An 18277-nucleotide genomic window follows, 5' to 3' on the forward strand; every position below is an offset into this window, starting at 1 on the left:
CCTTTGCTAGTGTGAAAAAGTGACTTCATAGAGCAATAGATGGGAAAGGTAATAGCAATATCCAATCAAAAGGGTGGCGTAGGTAAGACGACTACGACAATCAATCTCGCCGCATCACTAGTGGCCTTAGAGAAAAAGGTACTAATCATAGATGCTGACCCTCAGGCCAATGCAACAAGTGGCTTGGGAGCTACCCCTTTATCACCCAATAAGACGGTCTACAACTGCATGCTAGGCGAAGCCAATCCTCGTGAGTGTCTTGTGGAGACCTCCGTGGAAGGGCTCATGATACTTCCCTCTCATAGCGATCTCTCTGGGGCAGAAGTAGAGCTAGTCTCTGTCCCTGACCGTGAGTTCGTGATGCGTAAGATTACGGATCAGCTTCGAAACGATTATGACTTTATTTTTATCGATTGTTCTCCAAGCTTAGGACTCATCACGGTATCGGTCTTGGCTGCAGCAGACTCTGTAATCATACCTGTACAGTGTGAATACTTCGCACTGGAGGGGATCAGCAAGCTATTGAGCACCTTGCAGGTAGTTAAGCGAAGAATCAATCCAAAGATAGATATTGAGGGCTTTCTTATGACCATGTATGATGCCCGTACTCGTCACTCCAATCAAGTGTACGAGGAGGTTAAGAAACACTTTAAGAGCTTAGTATTCTCCAGTGTCATACATCGTAACGTGAGACTTAGCGAAGCCCCTAGCTTCGGGCAGTCGGTGCTAGACTTTGACATAGACTCTCGTGGCAGTCAAAATTACCTTCAACTAGCTCGCGAGCTTCTGGAGAAGAACAAACAATTATGAGCAAAAACATCAATAAGAAAAATAGCCTTGGCAGGGGACTAGATGCTCTGATCACACCAACACTCAGTGATGTGGATGTGCAGGGCTCTTCCTCCTTTAATGAAATAAATCTTGAGGATATCATACCTAATCCCGAGCAGCCGAGAGAGGAGTTTGACCCTGAAGCCCTCGAGGAGCTAGCACAGTCTATTAGGCACCTAGGTATTATTCAGCCAATCACCGTGCATGCACTCTCTGATAATATAGGGAAGTACCGTATCATCAGTGGAGAGCGCAGGTATAGAGCAGCCAAGATAGCTGGGCTCGAGCGCATCCCTGCCTATATACGCACCGCCGAAGATGAGCAGATTATGGAAATGGCTCTGATTGAAAATATTCAGCGCCAAGACCTCAACGCCATCGAAGTAGCACTCGCCTTTAAGAAGCTGATCGAAGGCTACGACCTTACACAGGAAGAGCTGAGCAATAGAGTGGGCAAGAAGAGAGCCACTATTTCCAACTACATCCGGCTCTTAAAGCTCCCTGCAGAGATACAAATGGGCTTAAAGGATAACAAAGTCTCTATGGGGCATGCCCGTTCTCTTCTAGGCATCGACGATCCTGAGGTGCAACTAGCTTTCTACGAGCAAGTAATCGCAGACCACATCTCAGTACGTAGCCTAGAGCAGATGGTCAAGCTATACAATGAGCCAGAGGAAGAGATACCCGATAAACCACGCTCCTCCAACAACAGCAAAAGGAAACCCACCAATAGCGAAGAGGTAGAGCTACTCACCAATCGCTTCAGAAGTCTCTTTGGGACCAAGGTGACCATGACGCTCAGTGAGCAGGGCAAGGGGAAAATAAATATTCCATTTGACTCCAATGACCAGCTTGAGCATATTCTTGCACTGCTAGACCGACTATGAGGAGAGTTCAGCAAATCTCATTGCTAGCACTCTTTTGGCTGGCACTATCGCTATCGGCCAAAGCAGACCTTGTGCCAACTGATAGCATACCTCCCGACTCCGTCGTTCAAAGTGCCACTAGAGACAAGGTGGTAGAAGAGGTAGTGCCAAATAAAAAGAGTAAAGAGGTAAAGAGCTTTCAACCCAATTCCACAAAAGCCGTACTATTTAGCATCATCCCTGGTGGTGGACAAGTGTACAACCGAGTATATTGGAAACTCCCTATAGTAATTGGTGCCTATACTGCTTGCTACTATGCTATCTCTTGGAATAATAATAACCTCCTTGATTACGCAACTGCATTTAGGGACATCAAGAGCTCCACACCTATGGAGCATCAAAGTTGGAAAGACTTTATTCCCTACGGTGCAGACCCCAAGAGCTATGTCAATAATACAGGCTTTCACGAACAACTTAGGAGAGGTCGTGACTTCTATCGACGCAATCGCGATCTCAGCATCATCATTACTGTAGGTATCTATGCCCTATTTATGATTGATGCCTATGTCGATGCTGAGCTATATAGCTTCGACATTTCGCCTAATCTCACCCTTTCCTATGCCCCAGCCTATATCCCCTCCACCCCACAAACGCCCGACAGCGGGATAGGCGTGCAATTAGCACTTACATTCTAAGCATTTTAGACATATGACGATGAATAGACTTCTTCTTACAGCTACCCTATTACTTGGCTTTTGCACTGCACTTTTCTGTCAAGAGCCCAATAATGGGGAGGAGGTAAACATAGAGGATCTTGGCCGACTTCCCGAAAGCTTTGAGATGAGCCTTGATTCACTATTCAATCGTAGATATAAAGAATATTACAATCTCTCCAAGAGAGATAAGCCCAATACCCAAAGTACTCGGACACTAGATCAACTCTATCGCAGTCGTCTACACGCTATGGAGAGTGCCATTCCCCTCACATACAATCCCATAGTTCGCGAAGCCATTGAGCTCTATGTCAATAAGCGAAGTCGCCTGCTCAGCCTAATGCTTGCTAAGGCCACCTACTACTTTCCCATCATAGAGTCGGCCTTGGATAAGTATGGAATGCCTTTAGAGCTAAAATACCTCGCCATCGTAGAGAGTGCCCTCAACCCAACTGCTGTCAGTAGGGCTGGAGCCACAGGGCTTTGGCAGTTTATGCTCCCCACGGGCAAGGCTTACGGACTTCATATCGATAGCATGGTCGACGAACGGTGCGACCCCTACAAGAGCTCCGAAGCAATGGCACGCTACTTTCAGGATATGTATGCTCTATACGGCGATTGGATGCTCTCCATTGCCGCCTATAATTGTGGCCCAGGGAATGTCAATAAAGCGATCCGTCGCTCAGGAGGTAAGACCGATTTCTGGCAGATTTATCAATACCTACCTCGTGAGACCCGATCATACGTGCCCTTCTTCATTGCTGCTTTCTATGCTATGGAGCACTACGATGAGCACGATATCCGACCCAATATAGTCAATGTCCCTCTCGCCACCGATACCGTACATATTAACTTCCGACTCAGCTTCGATGAGATACAGCAAGCCAGTGGAGTGGATATGAAGGTGATTGAGGATCTCAACCCAATGTATAAAAAGAGGATTATCCCCGGCAATAACGGTACACAGATACTTAGATTACCCACTGCCGATGCTACTGCATTTAGTATACAAAAGGATCAGCTACTCGCCAAGCGACAGTCGGAGCAGAGTACCGAAGAGCTTAAGGAGTCTAGCAATGACACCGCTGCCCATGCGATCACCCATACCGTAAGGCGAGGTGAGACGCTCTCCAAGATAGCCTCTAAATACGGGGTCACCATCAACGATATCAAAGCATGGAATAACCTCTCTAGTAACAGCCTAAGGGTTGGGCAAAAGCTCTCCATCAACGGCTCCAAAGGTAGTAGCCAAAGAAGCTCCAAACAAAGTAGTGCCTCTCCAAAGGTCAGATATTACACAGTAAAGAAAGGTGATACTCTGAGCGGAATAGCTCAAAAGTATAAAGGAGCCACCGTACAAAAGATAAGGCGAGCCAATAACATTCGTGGAAATAACATACGGCCCGGTCAGCGATTGGTTATTCCTTATTAACTCCACTTATTAACCCCACTTGTCACGGCAAATATCAAAGACAATTATGTCTAAGTGCTATCGATTAATAGTATTGCTCATCTCGCTACTTGCATTGGCATGCGATAGAGTACCAGAGCTACCTTCTATCCAGCTCTCAAAGGATAACCCACTCCAGTTTCTAGTGGTCAATGAAGGGCTTTTCACCACCAATACAGCAGCACTCTCCGCTGTCTATAAGGATGGTACCATTTACTGGGATGTCTTTGAGCCAATCAATCAGCGACCGCTTGGCGATGTTGCCCAAAGCATCACGCTTATCAATGGCAAGCTTTTCGTAGCCATTAATAATAGTCGGCGCATAGAAGTACTAGACCCCACCACCTTTAAGTCTGTTGCCTCCCTACGGTATAGCCAAAGTGGCTCACCACGTTACATCACTCCCCTGACCAATAATACCGCACTGGTTAGTGACCTCTATGGCCAGCTAGTGAAGATCAGCACCACCCCACCCTATGAGGTACTAGAGTATATCTCACTCCTCACTGCAAGTTCAGGCATAGAGCAGATGGTTACAGTCAGAAACAAGGTATTTGGCGCCTACCTCAATCGAGGAATTGCCATTTTAGATGCCGAAAAGCTATGGATACCCAATATGCGACTTATAGATGGGCTAGATATTCCATGGGAGCTTGGTGGTTGCCAATTGCTAGTTGACCATCACCAGAGAGTGTGGTGCACTAGCCTTCTGCCCAATGGAGTAAAGCTATCGGCTATCGACTCTCAGAGCGAAACGATCGTAGCTGAGGTGGCACTATCCTTTGATCGCTCAGAGCCTCAGGAGGGCGATATCATCGGTATGCCCAAAAACAATCGTGTAGATATAGACCCCACTGGGCAATATATCTATATCAATCTATACACTCAGTCAAAAGAGGGGCAACCTCTACAGACCCTATTCACCATTGACGTAGACAGTCACAAAGTCTCCAAATATCTCGAGCTCCCTGGAGTGAAGATGATGTATGGTATGAATGTCTCACCCGATGGAGATGTCTTTATCTGCGACTGCCTCGATTACTCAGCACAGCGTGGGTATATTCGTCAGTTTCCCAAAGATGGTGGTGAAGTACGGAGTTATAAGGTTGGTGTATACCCCAATCGCATATTCTTTCCACCGAAAGGAGGTTGGCAATGAAGCGAATTCTTAGCATCGTACTTACCTTTTGTGCTGGCACCATAGCCTCTTATGCACAAGAACAGACCACCGTACTAGATACGCTATTTGTGGTCTCCAAATCCATCACCACCCGCTCCGAAGTTAATACAGGAGCTAAAATAGAGCAAATACCTATTGAGCTACTACAGATCAATAGCTCTAGAAATATGGCAGAGTTACTTGCCGAAAACACCTCTATCAGCGTCAAGAGCCAAGGACTTGGTGCCAATGCTACCGCCTCCTTTCGTGGGGCAAGTGCAGCTCAGACAAGAGTAAATTGGAATGGCATCAATATCACCCCTGTGATGGCAGGGATATTCGACTTTTCCCAGATGCCAGTCTTCTTTGCCGACCAGGTAGCTCTCTATCACGGTGCCAACGATATCAAGAGTGGCACAGGAGCAGTGGGCGGAAGCGTCAACATCGATAACCTCCCCTATTGGGACGGAGCTTCTCACTTTGACCTTGGTGCCGAGTATGGCTCATACAATACCTACACTGCCAAAGGGTATGCCCGGTACGGCACCCGTCGATTTTCTGGTAAAAGCAGAGCCTACTACCAGCACTCCGATAATGACTATCAATACATCAATAAAGTCTCAGGCCTTGATGCCTTTAAGGAGCGGAGACAAGATGCAAGCTTCTCAATGCTCTCGGCTATGCAGGAACTACACTTCCGGCTAGGAGACCAAGCCTTTCTCTCATCGGCACTTTGGTATCAACGTGGCAATCGAATGCTACCACAGCCACTAGGTATTGAGACCACAGTTCACGAGCGTCAAGAGGAGCAAAACCTAAGAGGATACATAGGGTACAATGGTTACTTTGGAGCTAGTAAACTGGAGGGCAAGATCGCCTATATACAGTATGGTATGAAGTATTATCGGTGGTTTGATAACGACTACTTTCCACCGACCAATAATCTCAATGGCTCACGGACTGTACACTCCAGCATTGACTTTAGCCATTCCTTTAGCCCAAAGTGGCTTTACAATACCGCCCTCACCTACCGCCACGACCGTGCCAAAGCAGAGGATAGCAGAGAAGAGGATCCCATCGCAGGTGCCACTAGAGATATGCTCGCATGGCACCACGCACTCCGTTACAAGCCTATAGAGTGGCTAATTACCGATGGTCGATTGATGATTGAGAGTATAGACTGGCAACGCCCTGTCCTCACCTACTCCCTAGGGGCATCCGCTACGATACTCCCCGAGATGCTACACCTACGCTCTTCCTTCTCCTACAACTACCGACAGCCCACCCTCAATGAATTGTACTGGCACCCAGGTGGCAATCCCCACCTTCGTCCTGAAAAAGGATACACTTATGATGCCACTCTACTTTTCAAGATACGCCCCTTCAAAGCCCCACTAGACTTCTCAGCTGAGGCAACTGGCTACTTTATGGATATTGACGATTGGATCCTCTGGCTTCCAGTAGATGAAACGGTGCGATCAGGTCAGAGCCACAATCAATGGCTTTGGAGACCACAAAATAAGAGAGACACACGCTCCTACGGCACAGACCTACTCCTCAAAGTAGCCTACACAGGAGAGAAGGTTCGGAGTTCTCTCTCTTGGAGCTACGCTTTTACCCGTGCCTTTACTCGCACCAAGCAACATAATGATGATGGGGCTCTCCTCCACCAACTTCCCTACGTACCTCGGCAGAAGTGGAGCCTCCGCTTCACACTTGACTATGCTCGCTGTTTCCTTAACCTACAGACCTCTTATGTCGGTGTACGATACATCACCACCGACCAGAGCTACTTCACCCGACCCTACAATGTATCCCACCTACTCTTCGGATATCATTATACCATCGGAAAGTACGCTATCACCCCGCAAATAAGGATAGACAACCTATTCAACACTTACTACGAATCGACCAAGTATTACCCAATGCCTAGACGCACAGTACTCGGCTCACTACAAATAAGGTTTTAATCATGAAGAAAACTATCATTTCCCTACTTGCCCTACTATCGCTACTCCTAACAGCATGTAAGGGCGAAGAGTCTACCCCTGATACTGGAGAACTTCAATTAGAACTCTCCATGCCAGCAATGTTCTCCGGCCAAGAGATAAGCAAAAATTTAAGCTACTTCTGGCAAGAAGATGATCTAGTTACGCTAGAAATTCTCAGCGGTGGCAAAAGCATCACCCTCCACGAACTGACCCCCACCCGCCATTCCGATGGACTGAAAGCGACTCTTTCCATCACCCTACCTGAGGATATGCGTACCACAGGACTAACCATTCGGGGGGAGGTGAAAAGAAAGGGCGACCATTCGACCCCTACTCTACTAGCCTATCAAGCGCCACTACAAGATAATGACAAGAACCCCTCCTTCAATATTCGCGAGAAGGGCATTAACCCACCAATCTATCTACCAGAGACGACTCTACACAGGTCATCAGGCAAACAATCCTTACAGCTCTCCACGCTTGGGCACTTCTCTATTATTGAGCTATCCAATCAGTCTGATCAACCACTTACGGCACCAAAGGAGCTGCAGCTCACTTCCGATACACCATGGCTATGGGAAGGTTCCACTTATGATTATGTAGAGGGCAAATTAAAAGGAGAAAAGAGTCTCTCTTCCCTACCACTCAGTTTCAACGTCCAAGAGCTGCAACCAAAGGAAAGTCAAAAGATCCTATTATGGCTTCCCGAGGTAAACAAAGATACCAAGGTACATATCAGTGCCACCGACATTGAGAGCAACGCCGTTCCTTTCAGCGACGAAATGGCCATTAGCTTAGAGACTACGGATAAGATCTCACTTAGTACACAGCTTTTTAATTACGACCCAGCAAATAGCTTAGGTGGTGGAGATCCTTACTTCGCATTCAGAGACATCAAGTATTGGATTGGCTCAGGTAGCAAAAAGGCAGCGCTAGTGATCAATTGGCACGATGGAAACCAACCCGAAGCACTTGTCTGGGGCTATCGTTTTGACGGCAAGAAGAGTGCAGGTGAAATGCTAGAGGAGATCGCTAATCAAGACCCTAGACTACTGATTGCCATCGGTGAAGGTATGAAAAGTGGCACTTGTTTATTCAGCATTGCTTATCGTCCTATCATTGGTACTAGTCCCTATGAGATAAGATACAAAGAAAAGGTTCTCACACTCAAGAGTCAAGGGGTTCATATAGTGGACTTTGATCCAAAGAAGGACGATGCTACGGACCATTTCACCATCAGCGACCCTACCGCTAGATGGCAGACAGGTTTTTACAAGATTGGTTATTGGTCTTACTTTCACAAAGAAAGACGTCTCAACCCATTTGGCTTTTCCAGCACTGGTATTTGGAATACACAACTAATAGATGGTAGCTGGCATGGACTATCCTGGTGCTTATTTAGCAATGGTTCAATGAAGGGAGAACTACTCAGCACCACCTTTACTGCCGCTACTATACCAGATAAATAAGTATTCATTAATTTATAAACAACAGAACAATGAAAAGGCTTAATTTACTACTACTCACGCTACTAAGTAGCTTAGCGCTATTTAGCTGTATCTCCGATTCTGACAAGACTCCAGACTCACAAAAGAGCAAAAATGATGCTCGTGTATTTGTCCTCAACGAAGGAGTATACAATAAAGAGACTGGCTTCCTTGACGTCATTAATGCAGAAGGCGGCTACCAGTCTAAGGTTGATAAATCAAACCTAGGAGGCACAGCACAAGATCTCGCTTTCTTCAGTGATTATACCTACGTTATTGCCAAGGATCCAATAGAAGGAACGCACAAAGGTCGATTGGTTTCTCTAAAAACTGCTGATTATAGCATAGATAAGGATTACTCAGAACTCATCTCAGATCTAGAAAAGCCTTCACACATCGCCATTCTCGACCTACACAATATTTTTATTCGTGACGCAAAGGCTATCCATCGTCTAGACCTCGTGAATGGCAAACTCACCAAGGTAGAGGGCACTGACGGTGCTTCCGAGATGCAAATGGTAGCTCTAAACAATAGAGTAGTAGCCTCAGTAGGCAAGAAACTAGTCTCTATCAATAGAAACGAAGATAAGGTTACCAAAGAGCTTACACTAGATGCTTCCATCAAGGGCATAGCACAAGCTTGCCGTAGAGATGTGTTTGTAGCAACTCCTGCAGGTGAGAAGAGCACCATTTACAGAATTAACTCCAACGACCTCTCTATCATCAAGCAAAATGAAATTACTGGTGATGAAGGTAAGGCAATGGGAAATAACTACTGGGGCAGGTCATCAGTGATTGTTGCAAAAGACGACATCATCTACTACGCCGGTGGTGGCTCAGTCATCTACCGTCACAACTTTGCTAAAAACGAAACAAAGGCAATGGTCGATGTAGCTAGCGAAGGCTTTTATCCTGAAGGAACTATCACCTACAATAGCCTAGGGGTACACCCACGCACAGGTCACGTCTACATCACTCGTATCAAAGATTGGAGTGAAAACGATGTGAATGCCATCCTTGAGCTAGATCTCTCTGGCGACACTGGTAAGCTCGTTAAGAAGTACGAAAATAAGGTAGCTTATCCTGCCGGTTTCTACTTCCCAGCTAACCGCTAATCAATAATATCGCCTTCGTGCGATAGTATCAAAAGGGGTGCATACGCGTAGTATACACCCCTTTATTTATCACAAAGCCGATAGCTTATAGGATCTTTTCAATAGACTGCTTCAAAGAGTCCTTGCTTTGGGCACCCACCTTACGGTCAACTACCTCGCCATCCTTAACAAAAAGGATTGTAGGAATATTGCGAACTCCGAACTGTGCTACCACATCGTTATTCTCATCCACATTCATCTTACCGATACGTACCTTATCACCGTACTCCTCAGCAAGTTCATCAATGATAGGTGAAACCATACGACATGGACCACACCAAGGTGCCCAGAAGTCAATCACCATTGCACCACCTTTAGCTACCTCCTCTTGGAAGTTAGCATCTGTAAAAGTTAAAGCCATAATACTTATCTCTATAAAATTTATACTGTTTATATTCTCTCTTCTACTATATTCAACACATCACTCACCTAGATAGTTCACTTCAATTCAAAACTAACCCCACTCTCTTCATAAAGAGCCAGCTTATCTAGTAGCTCAGTAGAGACTGATACTCCTGAGAGCTGCGACGACTCTAGATTGACATAAACATCCTGAGTGCTATCAAAGATATAAAAACCTATGGACATAGGTCCCTTTGTCTCTCTACAATTATTCAGCGGAGGCATAATATCCTCATAAAACTGCTCAGTAATAGCCCATGTGGGGATAGTAATCTGCAGATCGCTCAGTAGTGAATCAGCCACCTCCTCCAGTAGTTGTATGCTATTGATCTTAAGGAAAGCACGGTCACCTGAGTAGCCCATCTCTGCCTCAGCACGCACCAAAATAAATAGTCCCTCACGGCCATACATAGAGTACTTAAGGTAGGAGTCACCAAAGAGAGCCAGCTCGCCTTCACCATTGTAGTCTTGTATCTTAATGAAGCCCGCCTTGGTATTCTTCTTGGTCATCATCTCACGGAACCCAGTCACAATGCCACCGAAGATCAGCTCCTTCCCCACATAATCCATCACGTCTCGTAGTTCTGACACTCCAATATTGCACTTATACTTCAGTGGAAGTGCATACTGGTCTAGTGGCGAAGCTGTGAGATAAAAGCCCAATAATTCCTTCTCCTTATTCAGGCGGTCCATATCATTCCACTGAGGAGCATGCTCCGAGAGCGTTGGCTTCGCCATCTCTTGAAAGAGGTCATCACCAAAGAGAGAGCCCATTGAGTGTGCCTTCTCCTCCTGAGTTCTATTGCCATAGTTGATCAACTTATCCAAGAAGGTCTCCTCTTTATTGCCCTCCATTTGATAGTAATCCTCACGAGTGAAAGTCTCGAAAGAGTCAAATGCACCGCTCAGCACTAATGCTTCAGAGACCTTCTTAGTGGTCGCTTTTCCTTCGACCCGAGCGAAAAAGTCATAGACATCGGCAAAAAGTCCATTCTCGCGCCGCTCCTCAATAATCTCACGAGCTGCCGAACTACTAAAGCCTTTAATAGCACCCAATCCGAAACGGATATGCCCAGCCTTATTCACCGAAAAGGCGAAGTTGGATTCGTTTACATCAGGATTGAAGACCTCAATCCCCATCTTCTTACTCTCATCGATATACTTCGTAATCTCCGTGATGTTATTGAGGTTTCGGCTCATCACACCTGCCATAAACTCTGCAGGATAATTAGCCTTGAGATAAGCCGTTTGATACGCCACCCAAGCATAGCAAGCAGCATGGCTCTTATTGAAGGCATACGAAGCGAACTTGAGCCAGTCGCCCCAAATCTTTTCTAGAATCTCCGCAGGGTGACCATTCTTCTGACCTCCCTCCATAAATAACTCCTTCAGCGAAGCCATCTGGTCGATTAGCTTCTTACCCATCGCCTTACGAAGAGAGTCCGACTGCCCTCTAGTAAAGTTGGCAATCTTACGGGAAAGTAGCATCACCTGCTCCTGATATACGGTGATACCATACGTCTCCTCAAGATACTCCTCCATCACAGAAAGGTCGTAAGTAATCGGTTCCCGACCATGCTTACGGGCAATAAAAGAAGGAATATTATCCATAGGGCCCGGTCGATAGAGTGCCACCATAGCAATCAAGTCCTCAAATTTGGTGGGCTTTAGTTGCATCAGCGACTTCTGCATACCAGGCGACTCAAATTGGAATACCGCCGAAGTCTTTCCAGCGCTAAAGAGCTCATAAGTCTTGGCATCATCCAGAGGAATCTTAGAAATATCCAGGTCTATCCCATGGCGAAGCTTAATATTATTGAGCGTCTCACGAATAATGGAGAGCGTCTTAAGCCCCAAAAAGTCCATCTTGATCAAGCCGGTTGACTCAATCACACTCCCCTCATATTGCGTCACCAAAATGTCCTCACCAGTATCCTTATCAGTGGTCACAAAGGTCGGAACGACGTCCGAGATATCTGTCTGACCGATAATAATACCGCAAGCATGCACACCAGTATTACGCACCGTTCCCTCCAGTTGCCGTGCATATTCTATCACATCATGTTTCAGAGGATCACCTTCGTAATAGGCATCCCTAAACTCTGGTATCTGCTTCAGCGTATTATTGATATTGACCTTGCCACCCTCCGGCATACGATCAGGGATCATCTTTGCCAGTGCATTGGTCTCCGAAAGGGGCAATCCTAGTACACGACCAAGGTCTTTAATGGCCATCTTAGCTGCCATCGTACCATAGGTAACGATATGTGCCACACGCTCCTTACCATAATGCTCCGTCACCCACCTCAGGATATCTTGCCGACCGTCATCATCGAAGTCGATATCAATATCCGGCAATGAAATACGGTCGGGATTTAAGAAACGCTCAAAAAGCAGGTCATACTTCAGTGGGTCCAAGTCGGTAATCCGCAGACAATAGGATACCAATGAGCCAGCGGCAGAACCTCTACCTGGTCCCACAGCCACGCCCAGTTTGCGGGCTTCGGCAATAAAGTCTTGCACAATCAAGAAGTAGCCAGGGAAACCCATGTTCTTAATGGTGGAGAGCTCAAAGTCTAGTCGCTCCGTTACCTCAGCACTCAGCTCCTCACCAAACCTTTTATGGGCTCCTTCATAGGCTAGATGGCGAAGGTAGTCATCATCATTCTCAAACTCTGCTGGGATCTCAAAGTGTGGCATCAGCGGTTTATTCTCAATAGAATAGGTCTCCACCTTATCAAAGATCTCCATGGTATTGGCTATCGCCTCGGGGATATCGGCAAATAGCTCCACCATCTGCTCCGTACTCTTGAGCCACTCCTGCTTAGTATAGGTCAGACGGTTAGGATCCTCGTAGTTCTTTGCCATGCTCACGCAGATCAGTCTATCGTGCGCCTCCCCATCCTCCTCTCGTACAAAGTGGACATCATTAGTGGCTACCAGCTTTACACCCGTCTCCTTAGAGAGTTGCACCAACACCTCGTTCACCTTCACTTGATGAGCATAGGTCTCCTGATTTCCCCTTGGCTTATCGGTCTTGTGTCGCTGCAACTCCAGATAATAGTCCTCCCCAAAGACCTCCTTGTGCCATAGCACCGCCTGCTTAGCCTCTTCCAGCCGACCATTCATGATCAGCTGCGGAATCTCTCCACCGAGACAAGCACTCAGCACAATCAATCCATCATGATACTCCTCCAGAAGCTCCTTATCAATCCTAGGACGACCATAAAAGCCTTCGGACGAAGACCTCGAAACCATCTTAATGAGGTTCTTGTACCCCTGCATATTCTTCGCCAAAACAATCAGGTGATAGCCACTCAAGTCCTGCTTCCCTTTCTTGCTCAAGCGTCCGTTCCTAGCCACATAGCACTCACAGCCAATGATGGACTTAAAGTTCCAATCCTCCCACCCCTTTATCTCCTCAAGGATCTTAGGTTTATCCTCCTCCGAAGCCCCTTCGAGCTTCTTCGTAAGGTCCTTGATCTTTTTCTTCTTCATCGATTTAGGGGCGTCCCAAAAAGACTTAATCCCCAGCATCACCCCGTGATCTGTAAGGGCAATCCCTGGCTGTCCATTCTTCTTTGCCTGCTCCAGCAACCCCTCTATTGACGACTGTCCATCCAGCACAGAGTAGTAGGAGTGGACATGTAAGTGTACAAAGTTCTGCATCTATATTACCTCCCCTTCAATTCATCATACTTAGCGAAAAACTGCTCTTCGCTCATCATCTCAATTCCTAGTTTCTCAGCCTTCTCCCGCTTACTTGGTCCCATATTCTCCCCAGCGATCACCAGCGACGTCTTTCCGCTGATACTCGAAACATTCTTACCTCCATTCGCCACAATCAGCTCCTTCAGTTCGTCACGTGTAATGGTATGGAAAATACCACTCACCACAATGCTCATCCCCTCCAGTAGCGAACCCTTTGGCTTTGGAGCAGTGTCTTCCGTAAACCGCAATTGTAGCCCCACCCTCTCCAGTCGCTCCAACGTCTCCACATTGTGGCTTTCCACAAAATACCTCAGGATATTCTCCGCAATCACAGGACCAATATCCTCTAGCTCCAAAAGCTCCTCACGGCTTGCCGACCGCAGCGCCTCCAGCGACCGAAAGTGATCCGCCAGATGTGCCGCCACCGTACTCCCTACCTGACGAATGCCAAGGCCGAAAAGCACCCGATCAAAGGGAGTCGCCTTAGAGGCCTCAATACTCTTGAGCAGATTGGTCGCCTTTTGCTCCTTAAAGCTAGGCAACCTAAGAAGCTCCCCCTCAGTAAGGTCGTACAGATCCGCCACGCTCCTCACCCCCAGCAAAGTGCAAAGCAAATGAATGGTCTTAGGACCGATATTGATATCCATCGCCTTACGGCTACAGAAATGCTCTATCTTACCCTCGATCTGAGCTGGACAGCCCCACTCATTGGGGCAAAAAGTGGCACTCAACCCCTCCTCACGCTCCAGTGGAGTTCCGCAATCCGGACAAACCTTGGGCATCGTCACCGCAGCGCCCGTTTTCTCATCCCTAAGGTCGTACCTCACAGAGGTAATTTTCGGGATAATCTCACCTCCCTTCTCCACCATCACCAAGTCCCCGATGTGCAGATCCAGTTCACTAATGATATCTGCATTATGGAGCGTAGCCCTCGAAACAGTAGTCCCAGAGAGCTCTATCGGCTCCAGATTCGCCACAGGAGTCATCACCCCCGTCCGTGCCACCTGATAGCTGACCGACTCTAGTCGCGTCAACGCCTTCTCTGCCGAAAACTTATAGGCCATCGCCCAGCGGGGCGACTTCGCCGTGGTGCCCAAAAGAGCGTGCAACGCATAGCTATCCACCTTCACCACTACTCCATCAGTTGCCACTGGTAGTTGATGCCGATGGGTGTCCCAATAGTCCAGATAAGCCTTCAGACCCTCTAGCGAATCGCATACCTGGCTATGCTCATCCACAGGGAGCCCCAGCTTCCTCATCAGCGCCAAGCGGTCGTGATGCAGGTCGGGCAACCACTGCTCATCATCACTCAGTAGGTAATAAAAGAAAGCAGTCGGCCTACGACTACGTATCACCGCCTCCACATGCTCCTTCGTCTTAATGGTTCCCGCCACTGCATTTCGAGGGTTAGCAAATGGAGGGAGCTCCTCCTCTTCACGCTCCTTATTGATTCTCTGAAATTCCGCCCAAGGGAGTAAGATCTCTCCACGCACCTCAACATAGGTAGGTAGATGCTCGCCCTCAAGCCTTTTCGGCACACACTCCATCGCTTGGATAGCCCTCGTCACATCCTCGCCTACTGTGCCATCACCTCGCGTCAAAGCCCGGCTCAAGACTCCCCCTTCATAGATAATAGAGATAGAGGTACCATCGAACTTCAGCTCCGCCACCAAGTCGGCATCCTTCCCCGCCAATTGATGAACCCGTCGGTAGAAGTCCAGCGTATCCTCCCACGAGTAACTATTGGCAAGCGAAAGCATCGGGTAGCGATGCTTAAACGTAGATCCTTCAGACTGGCTCACCCTCCCCAGTTTACCCTCCTTCCAAAACTCACTGCCCACCCGCTGTGTGGGCGAATCGGGAGTCACACGGTCGGGATATTGCTCCTCCAGCGCCTCCAACTCCTTCATCAAGAGGTCAAACTCCTGGTCACTAATGGTAGGAGCATTCAGCACATAGTACTCCTGCTCATATCGCTCCAGAAGCTTCCGAAGCTCTGCTATCCGATCATAATCTGCCTGAAATAAATCCATAGATGCTTATGTAGAGGGATCTGAGATATTTATGGGTTTTCTTTACTTCACTAGATACTCCGCAGTGACCGTGATGCTCACCGTCTTCTCCTTGCTAGAGGTATTGAAGTTACCACCCCACGAATAATCCTCATTAGAGTGCTTACCTATTATCTGGAAAGTACCTAGGCTCGCCTTCCGTAACCCTCCCAGGCGTGCCTTGCTCTCATCAGCAATCTGCTTTGCCCTCATACGAGCATCCTCAGAGGCGGCCGCCACCATCTGTAGCTTCAGGTCGGCCAGCTTAGTGTAGTAATAACGAGGGTCCTCAGAGTTAGCAGTCACATCCTGGGCAATCAGCTCACCCACCTCACGCACCACATTCTCTATCTCATCCACTCTCTGACTAGTCACCGTAGCAGTTTGCTGTACGATAAAGCCATTCTTAATCTCAATATACCGCTCCTGCTTAGGATCGTAGTAGCCGGTGATATCCTCCCGATAAGAGACTGGGCCAAAGACCACCTCACTCTCCTGCACCTTACGAGTGGTGAGAAAGTTGGCCAATATCTTTTGCTGACGCTCCACATCTTTCAGCCCCTCCAATGGAGTAGACGAATGGCTCTGAATCGTCACATTCCACACCACCAAGTCACTAACGAAGTCTTGTTCTGCCCCACCCTTCACACTGAGTGTCTTAGGCCCATCATTACGATGCACAAGAGCATGTCCTCCAATCGCCACAGCCACAATCATCGCCACTGCTATAGCCAACGTCCCGATCAATTTTGCCTTTCCCTGTTCCATACGTTCCAACTCTAAATAAATGGTTATTGGATAGAATTACCTTTCGTGCAAGATACCAAAAACTACCGCCACCACAAAGCCCCCACCAAAGTTTTTCCACACAAAAACCAAGGTAGAACTTAATTAAAAGACCAACACCAACTTCTTGTACCAGAGCTATCAAGAAATCGCATGGTAAAATGAAAAACAAAGACAGAACACTTACTTACCTGTATAAAAGGTGATTAGCTTCAATCATTAAATCATAAAATTTTTCCTTTAAATCAGATGTACATTTACGAGGAGAAAAGGATTTCACATTACAATTACTCACATCAGTAATCTGTGCAAATTCAGGGAAATAATCAACGCGACAGCCTCCTCCACATATATACATCAATTCACAAGAATTGCAGGGTTTGAAATTATCAATTCTAGAAATATCTTGTGCTTTTTTTGAAAGCATAACAATCCTAGAGAATGGAGTATTTTTCACATTGCATATTGGCTTCAAAGATGGAACGCGTGCACATAAATAAACTTGACCTGTTGCGTCAATGGAGAAAACACCATACATGCAATTATCCATAATCGTTGAATCACGAAAAGCGTTTGCAAAAGATCGGATTCTTATATCATATCCTGCTATCTGTGCTTTTATTCGAGAAACTGAATTAAAATACTCCATTTGCTCTTCTTGAGTCAAATGGACACTTCTTCCGTCGATGATCTGCTCAGAAAACTTGACACTAAAATTATTATGTGGAAGAATCTCGAATAACTCCTTACAAAATTCCACATACTTATCTTCTTCATGATTAATAACCACTGAAAAAGGGGGAGTAATTGCAATCTCAGAATGTACCCCATTGCTTGCAAACCTAATAAGAGTATTAATCGCTTTCTTAAAGTTTCCCTTTCCTCTCACAAGTGCATTTGACTCTTCTGAATATCCGTCAATAGATATTTGAACTGAATTAATAATGGGGCTAAATTTATCAATCATAGACTCATCCCATAAGACGCCATTAGTCATAAGCCTAACATTTAGTTTGCACTCATTAGATGCAAAAGCAACAATATCATACAAATCTTTTCTCATCGTGATCTCACCACCTGAAAAAGTTACAGATGACCCGTACTCAGAATAGCTAGTTAGAACCTTCTTAATACATTCACTGCTCAATTCCTGTTCAGATTTTTTCCCTGAAAACATATAACAGTGAGGACAAGTCATGTTACAACTGTTAGTAAGATAAAAATGCAATTGCTTAACGCTATCATTAATACAACTCTTAGTCTCGGTATTGCAAAAATCCCGAGCTACTATCTGTGTAACCGTATATTTTGCGTTATCAATTCCTCCTGTATACAAAGCTAAAGCTTCATCTAATTGGTGTTGAACTAATAGTTTAAAAAAATCAAACTGTAGATCATTTTCTAATACAATCCAGTTAGCTGTATTTGGGGAAATAACTAATATCTTTCCCTTATAATCAACCTTAACTATATTTGAGGGGAATATAAATCGGTGACAAGGATCAACACTTCTCTTAATATTCATATATCATAAAACAACAAACATCCTTTAAAAAGAACAAGGGTGACAAACCCTTGTTCAAACATACTTAATAGAGACTGCTTATGCTATGGTCTAGTCTATAGTAGTACAACGTTTAATGGTTACCATTCTGTATTACCATAACCACCATGAG

Annotated in this window: 13 protein-coding genes; 8 read left to right on the top strand and 5 right to left on the bottom strand. The window is 46.3% G+C overall.

Going from position 1 to position 18277, the window contains the following annotated elements; genetic code table 11:
* Positions 1-39: 39 nt before the first annotated feature.
* From MWL85_RS06565 to MWL85_RS06600, 8 genes are read left to right on the top strand one after another with little or no spacing between them, the layout of a single operon-like run.
* Positions 40-810, top strand: coding sequence for a ParA family protein (locus tag MWL85_RS06565; RefSeq protein ID WP_244400128.1), 771 nt, complete (start codon positions 40-42; stop codon positions 808-810).
* On the top strand, positions 807-1718 hold the full coding sequence (locus tag MWL85_RS06570; protein ID WP_244400129.1) for a ParB/RepB/Spo0J family partition protein: 912 nt from the start codon (positions 807-809) through the stop codon (positions 1716-1718). The genes MWL85_RS06565 and MWL85_RS06570 overlap by 4 nt, the downstream gene beginning before the upstream one ends.
* Entirely contained in the window at positions 1715-2392 is a 678-nt protein-coding gene (locus MWL85_RS06575; protein WP_070706522.1) for a DUF5683 domain-containing protein, read from the top strand. The genes MWL85_RS06570 and MWL85_RS06575 overlap by 4 nt, the downstream gene beginning before the upstream one ends.
* 13 nt (positions 2393-2405) lie before the next feature.
* Entirely contained in the window at positions 2406-3842 is a 1437-nt protein-coding gene (locus MWL85_RS06580) for a lytic transglycosylase domain-containing protein (protein WP_244400130.1), read from the top strand.
* Between the two features lie 46 nt (positions 3843-3888).
* On the top strand, positions 3889-5019 hold the full coding sequence (locus MWL85_RS06585; RefSeq protein WP_244400131.1) for a DUF5074 domain-containing protein: 1131 nt from the start codon (positions 3889-3891) through the stop codon (positions 5017-5019).
* On the top strand, positions 5016-6989 hold the full coding sequence (locus MWL85_RS06590; RefSeq protein WP_244400132.1) for a TonB-dependent receptor plug domain-containing protein: 1974 nt from the start codon (positions 5016-5018) through the stop codon (positions 6987-6989). The genes MWL85_RS06585 and MWL85_RS06590 overlap by 4 nt, the downstream gene beginning before the upstream one ends.
* Before the next feature lie 2 nt (positions 6990-6991).
* Entirely contained in the window at positions 6992-8479 is a 1488-nt protein-coding gene (locus tag MWL85_RS06595; protein WP_244400133.1) for a hypothetical protein, read from the top strand.
* Positions 8480-8508: 29 nt separating this feature from the next.
* Positions 8509-9612 carry a DUF5074 domain-containing protein gene (locus MWL85_RS06600; protein WP_244400134.1) on the top strand — a complete coding sequence of 368 codons (1104 nt, stop codon included), beginning with the start codon at positions 8509-8511 and terminating at the stop codon, positions 9610-9612.
* 85 nt (positions 9613-9697) lie between these two features.
* Here the strand turns inward: MWL85_RS06600 and trxA are convergent, their stop codons facing one another.
* The 5 genes from trxA to MWL85_RS06625 form a co-directional block, all read right to left on the bottom strand.
* A complete protein-coding gene (gene trxA / locus MWL85_RS06605) occupies positions 9698-10012 on the bottom strand; it encodes a thioredoxin (RefSeq protein ID WP_021903750.1) in 315 nt (104 codons plus the stop codon).
* Positions 10013-10089: 77 nt separating this feature from the next.
* Entirely contained in the window at positions 10090-13722 is a 3633-nt protein-coding gene (gene dnaE, locus MWL85_RS06610; protein ID WP_244400135.1) for a DNA polymerase III subunit alpha, read from the bottom strand.
* A gap of 5 nt (positions 13723-13727) precedes the next feature.
* A complete protein-coding gene (ligA, locus tag MWL85_RS06615) occupies positions 13728-15797 on the bottom strand; it encodes an NAD-dependent DNA ligase LigA (RefSeq protein WP_244400136.1) in 2070 nt (689 codons plus the stop codon).
* Positions 15798-15839: 42 nt separating this feature from the next.
* Positions 15840-16583: an SIMPL domain-containing protein gene (locus tag MWL85_RS06620; protein ID WP_021903747.1), complete on the bottom strand. Its 744-nt coding sequence runs from the start codon at positions 16581-16583 to the stop codon at positions 15840-15842.
* A gap of 205 nt (positions 16584-16788) precedes the next feature.
* Complete coding sequence (locus tag MWL85_RS06625; protein ID WP_021903746.1) at positions 16789-18126, bottom strand: radical SAM/SPASM domain-containing protein; 1338 nt, start codon at positions 18124-18126, stop codon at positions 16789-16791.
* Positions 18127-18277 lie beyond the last annotated feature (151 nt).

It is taken from the genome of Porphyromonas somerae (assembly GCF_022845615.1).
GTDB classification, from domain to species: Bacteria; Bacteroidota; Bacteroidia; order Bacteroidales; family Porphyromonadaceae; genus Porphyromonas_A; species Porphyromonas_A somerae.

Excerpts from the sequence above, each read along its gene's own strand:
- MWL85_RS06565 (WP_244400128.1), top strand. The coding sequence starts at position 40 with ATGGGAAAGGTAATAGCAATATCCAATCAAAAGGGTGGCGTAGGTAAG.
- MWL85_RS06570 (WP_244400129.1), top strand. The coding sequence starts at position 807 with ATGAGCAAAAACATCAATAAGAAAAATAGCCTTGGCAGGGGACTAGAT.
- MWL85_RS06575 (WP_070706522.1), top strand. The coding sequence starts at position 1,715 with ATGAGGAGAGTTCAGCAAATCTCATTGCTAGCACTCTTTTGGCTGGCA.
- MWL85_RS06580 (WP_244400130.1), top strand. The coding sequence starts at position 2,406 with ATGACGATGAATAGACTTCTTCTTACAGCTACCCTATTACTTGGCTTT.
- MWL85_RS06585 (WP_244400131.1), top strand. The coding sequence starts at position 3,889 with ATGTCTAAGTGCTATCGATTAATAGTATTGCTCATCTCGCTACTTGCA.
- MWL85_RS06590 (WP_244400132.1), top strand. The coding sequence starts at position 5,016 with ATGAAGCGAATTCTTAGCATCGTACTTACCTTTTGTGCTGGCACCATA.
- MWL85_RS06595 (WP_244400133.1), top strand. The coding sequence starts at position 6,992 with ATGAAGAAAACTATCATTTCCCTACTTGCCCTACTATCGCTACTCCTA.
- MWL85_RS06600 (WP_244400134.1), top strand. The coding sequence starts at position 8,509 with ATGAAAAGGCTTAATTTACTACTACTCACGCTACTAAGTAGCTTAGCG.
- trxA (WP_021903750.1), bottom strand. The coding sequence starts at position 10,012 with ATGGCTTTAACTTTTACAGATGCTAACTTCCAAGAGGAGGTAGCTAAA.
- dnaE (WP_244400135.1), bottom strand. The coding sequence starts at position 13,722 with ATGCAGAACTTTGTACACTTACATGTCCACTCCTACTACTCTGTGCTG.
- ligA (WP_244400136.1), bottom strand. The coding sequence starts at position 15,797 with ATGGATTTATTTCAGGCAGATTATGATCGGATAGCAGAGCTTCGGAAG.
- MWL85_RS06620 (WP_021903747.1), bottom strand. The coding sequence starts at position 16,583 with ATGGAACAGGGAAAGGCAAAATTGATCGGGACGTTGGCTATAGCAGTG.
- MWL85_RS06625 (WP_021903746.1), bottom strand. The coding sequence starts at position 18,126 with ATGAATATTAAGAGAAGTGTTGATCCTTGTCACCGATTTATATTCCCC.